Annotated in this window: 2 pseudogenes; one reads left to right on the forward strand and one right to left on the reverse strand. The window is 64.6% G+C overall.

Annotated features, from left to right (window positions below):
• Positions 1 to 1,942 precede the first annotated feature (1,942 nt).
• Positions 1,943 to 3,286: pseudogene (locus ACF08N_RS37790) on the reverse strand (transposase).
• A gap of 266 nt (positions 3,287 to 3,552) precedes the next feature.
• Here ACF08N_RS37790 and ACF08N_RS37795 point away from each other — a divergent pair.
• A pseudogene (locus tag ACF08N_RS37795) lies at positions 3,553 to 3,734 on the forward strand (transposase family protein); the annotation flags it as partial.
• Between the last annotated feature and the right edge of the window lie 960 nt (positions 3,735 to 4,694).

The following is a 4,694-nucleotide window of genomic DNA, read 5'->3' on the forward strand; positions in this document are numbered from 1 at the left end:
ACCATCCCCCAGGCCAGCAGGACGGCACCACACATCCACATCAGCCCAGGTCAGAGCCGGTGCCACGGACGTCAAGGCGCCAATGGGTTCGTGACAAACCCACTGGATCGGCTACGAACGACTGCACCCGGCGCGGCACGAGGACGCCCAGCGGTTCTGGGATCCTCCACCCGCATCCGGCGCGCACAACACACAAAGCTGACTCCCGGGGAAGCGGACGGCCGCACGCGCCCGCGGGCTCAGCGACAGCCGAAGAACCGCCCCGAACCACCAGGCCCAGCATTCGCAACTGAATGCTCATGAATAGCGGCGGTCGGTCACGCTGGTCGCTGCCATCACCTCGTGGCGGGTGTCTACTGGGGTGGCCCGGCCCGGCTGTCGCCGATCCGGTTGCACTCGGTGATGGTGTCATCCGCCAGGATGTAGTCGGGACTTCGTCCGGTGCAGGGCTGGCAGCAGGGTCACAGCCTTGGCTGTCACGGGAACCGTTGATACGGGGGGCCGGTAAGGGGCGGACCAGATGGAAGAAGAAGTTCCGTAGCCACCTGCTGTCCCCAAGTGCCAACGCCACCGCCAGGGGGGTGGTGGCCGCCGCTGCTGCCGCCTGCGGGCCGGGCTCGTGGCCGGTGGCAGGACCACCGCCAGGTGCTCGATGGCATCGTGTTCAATTTGCCGAACGGAACGCTCGACCGCCTCTTGACCGCGGCTCAATCCCCGCGGAGTTGGACTGCTGGTCCACGGTCATTCAGGCTCACGAGCACACCGGTCAAAGGGGGCCCAGCGGTCTGACCAACAAGGTCCACCTCGCCTGCGACGGACGTGGGCAGGCCCTGGCGTTCCTGGTCGGACGGCCCCGGACCCGACCCGAACATGTGATGGCTGACAAGGACTACTCGGCCCGCTCGTTTCCGCGCCTGCCTCCGCAGACGCGGAACCAAGGATCCCAGAACGCTCCGACGATCTCGCGAGCAGAGCACGGCCCCATGAACGCCGCTGCGGATTCGACAAGGCCGCCTGCCGGCGCCGCACGTCGTCGAAACGCTGCTGCCACCGCTCAAGCAATGGCATGGCATCACCACCCGCTACGGCAAACATTCGACCGCTACCTCGCTGACCATCACACTCCCCAGTGCACTCATCTGACTGACCGCATGATCGACAAGACGCTCCCTAGAGCGGGGCCTGGCGCACTTTCCCTACAGGCAGACCGCCCCCTCTTCTGATCTCGCTACAACTGACAGCTACTCGCTTACTGATCGCCATGTTCCTCCACTGCCCGGAGTCGAGACATAGGCCGCAGCCTTCTCACTTCCCCAGGTATTATCCTGCCGATAGGGAGAGAAGAAAGTCTCCGAATAGCTCGTAGCCTTGACGGTCTTACCGTAGTAACCCTTCCAGTCCAGCTGGATCCACTGCACGTTGTGCAAGGCGACCGTGACGTCAATTAACTTGTCATAGCTATTATAGTTATAGACTCTCACGGATCCGTGATCTGCATAACCATCGGAGGTTATGCATACCTGGGCTGAGAGTCCGGGTCCAGCATAGGTCCAAGATGAGCATTGGGTGGATGCCGCTTGAGCGGTCCCGGATGTTACCCCAATAGCCGCAAAGGCGGCCACTATGGCAATTATGGACGATAAGGCACTCTTTATTCTCATAGCGATTACCTCACTTAAATTCTTCCACTCGACCCATGGCTCTGGGCTGCCGGAGCGCAGAGCAATAATCCGGATGGCAGAGGAGCGGCTGAGATTGGCCGTCAGATGGCAGTGTCAGCCAGATGCTGAAACTTGGCCATGGGTAATGCATGCTCCTTTTGCTGCCGAGGGATTGGCCGGGTGAGCTGATGAACTGTCTGTCAGCTGTCCAGCTGCATGGCTGGCATTTCCCTTGTCGGGTGTGGAGGGGTGATCCGCTGTGGACGGAAACGGTCACCGGGTTAACCTCGATCTTGCGTGAGGCCGTGGACGGAGTCGGCGGACCTGCTCGCTTTCCAGGGCGGGGGTGGGCGCCGGGTTTCACTGCCCGGGGTCGGGTGGTGCTGTCGTTGGGACGGAGGTCTGCTGGTCAGCCCGGGGTGGGGAGCGCGAGTCGTTCGAGGGCGCCTGTGATCTCGCCTGTCCAGAGCCAGTGGCGGGTGAAGCGGAGGCTGCGGCGCCGACTGGTGGGACGAGCTGGGCGGCTGCGGAGAAGAGACGAACCGCAGTCGGCGGGGTTCCCAGAGCCGGGCTGTGCCGGTCAGGGCGAGCATGGGCATCCAGGCCAGCAGGTCGAGTGCGATCTGGACGATCTCCAGCCAGACCCTGTTCTGCGCGGTGTGGTGCAGGGGCAGGTTGCGCAGTCCGGTGGTCCTGGCGGCCCAGATCCGGTCTTCCGCTCGGGCGCGCAGCCGGTGACGGAGCTCGAGCTCGGCGATCGGCCGGTCAGGAGTGTTGGTCGCGAAGCAAGGTGATCCGCATGCCGTGCGCGTCTGTGATCCTCAACTGGGCTCCGGGATGCGGTCGTTCCTTGCGGACGATCAGCTGCATGCCCTTCGGCCAGCCGGCCAGCAGCTTGCCCGTGACCTCGGCGGCTCAGGCTTCGTCGCGGACCGTGCCGTCGGCCTCGACGGCCGGCGTCCGGGCCGACGCCAGGATCTTCGCAAAGTGCTGGTGAATGTGATGACCATGCCGACCGAGTGGGACAGCCATCTTCCTCGCTTGGCGAGCCAGGACACGAAGTCGTGAGTGCCGTCGGCGGAGGCCGTGCGGATCGGGGTCTGTCGCCCTCGCCGGCACTTCTTCGGTAGCTGGGCCAGGGCCAGTTGGGCGGTGGCGATGTGGTCGGCGGCCGTGTTCGAGCCCGCGTTTCCCGGTCTGAGGAGGGCGGAGACCGGCTCTCCGGTTCCGCCCGGGCCATGGTCGACGAACGCTGTCAGGGGGTGATGGCCATAGGTCTTCTTCCAGGTCGCGTTCCAGGTCGCGGCCGCGCCCTCTTGTCGGAGTGCGCGATCACCAGGACACCGTCGAGGTCGCCGTGACCTGGCCCGGCGTCCGGACCGTGCGGACCGGATGGCCTGCAGGGGGCCTTCTCGCCGGAGGCGGTAAGGACGTCGATCAGGCGGGAGGCCATCGGGTCGGAGGCGACCGGGCCGAAGACGGCCGGCTCGCACCGCAGCATCGCGACATCCGCGAGGCAGCCGCCGCCGAGTGCGACCGCCAGGGCGACGTCCGGGAGGACCTTGCCGGGATCTGTATGGCCCTAGGGCTTCTGCCACGGGCCAGAGTTGCGGATATCGCCGCATGCAGACCGGTCTTGCGGACCGTCTCGACCAGCAGTGCCGCACCGGCTTGCGAAACCACTCCGCGACCGCGGCCCTCGACGCGGACACGCGGGTAGGACCCGATACGCCTGGAACGTGCCTCCGACGGTGGCGGGAACAAGGACCTTAATTCTCACTGGTCAGAGGCACTTTCTTCCTTCTTGACCACCAGTCGGACAGCCCGCCTCGTGAAAGCGCGAGGTTAGGGATGTGGCAGTCCAGTGGTTCCTGAAGGTTGTGCGGGAGCGGGGGAAGGTTCCGGTAGCGGACGGCCGTGGATTCTGCCTCTGACGGACAAGGTGCTGCTGGTAGTGGTCTCTACCGGACGAACCTCACGATTCGGCAGCTCGCGCCGCTGTTCGGATGCTCACCCCAAGCGACGGTGTGCTGGGGTATCGAGCAGCTGCGGCGTCTGACGCTGGCCCCCGCCCGACCGGAACGTGGACATCACCGCCGCCCGTATCCACAGCACCGTCGCTGACTGTGAACGGCTACTGAATCAGGTGCCGGCCGACCAAGCCCACCAGGGTGCCAGCGGAACGTTCTGTACGCCGTCCTCTCCCTTGCGAGGCCCGGTTCGAGAAGCCCCTCACCCCCTCATGGACTGGCGCATCTTCCACCATGCCCGATGCAGCCCCAACTGGCTGATGCCATCGCCCTGGAGCAGCACCGCTGCAGGAGCTCACTGAGTATCCATTACTCGTGAGTCCGAGACGCCAGCCTCGCATCCTGAGGGGACCACAGACTTCAACATGACTCGACACAGACGGCACGACAGGAGGTGCCCTCCGCGATGAACGCACACGTGAGTAGCTTCAATGCTCAGTCCGTCCTCGCCTCAGTCAATCGACGAGCCAGCGAGGCGGTACATCGGGCTGATCGGCAGCTGTTCCGCCTTTGGTCGTTGCAGTTGATCAGGCCTCTTTTGCAGATTCAGAATAACCCTCCGTCGACCGACAGTCTGGGGCAATACTTCGAGGAAACACTGGTAGAAACCATCCATGGCGGCCTCGCGGACGCCACCTGTGGAACCCCCGTACCTATGTGGCTTGCACGAATTCTCCGCCGGGCCGAGAGCGACACGGCAACAACTGCCGAGTACGCAAGGTGGGTGGGCGCCGCCAGCCGGGCGCTCAGTCACGTACTCCAGGCTGTGGACCCGGACTTCGTGCTACCAGGCCAAGCCGCAGACCGGATAGCGCGCCGCACGCATAGGCAAATATGTCAGGCACTTCTACCCGTGGTGAGAACTCTCTCGGCAGACTCGCTGCCCGACGCTATGCCCCGCAGGCGGTTACTGAGCTTGTAGACGTGGTGTCGTCAGGCTGAGTCCGGTTTCGGCGAGGCATCCGTCGATGACACTGCTGCGGTATTGGATCTGGCGGAGGCC

Source organism: Streptomyces sp. NPDC015127, from assembly GCF_043080095.1.
Classification (GTDB): domain Bacteria; phylum Actinomycetota; class Actinomycetes; order Streptomycetales; family Streptomycetaceae; genus Streptomyces.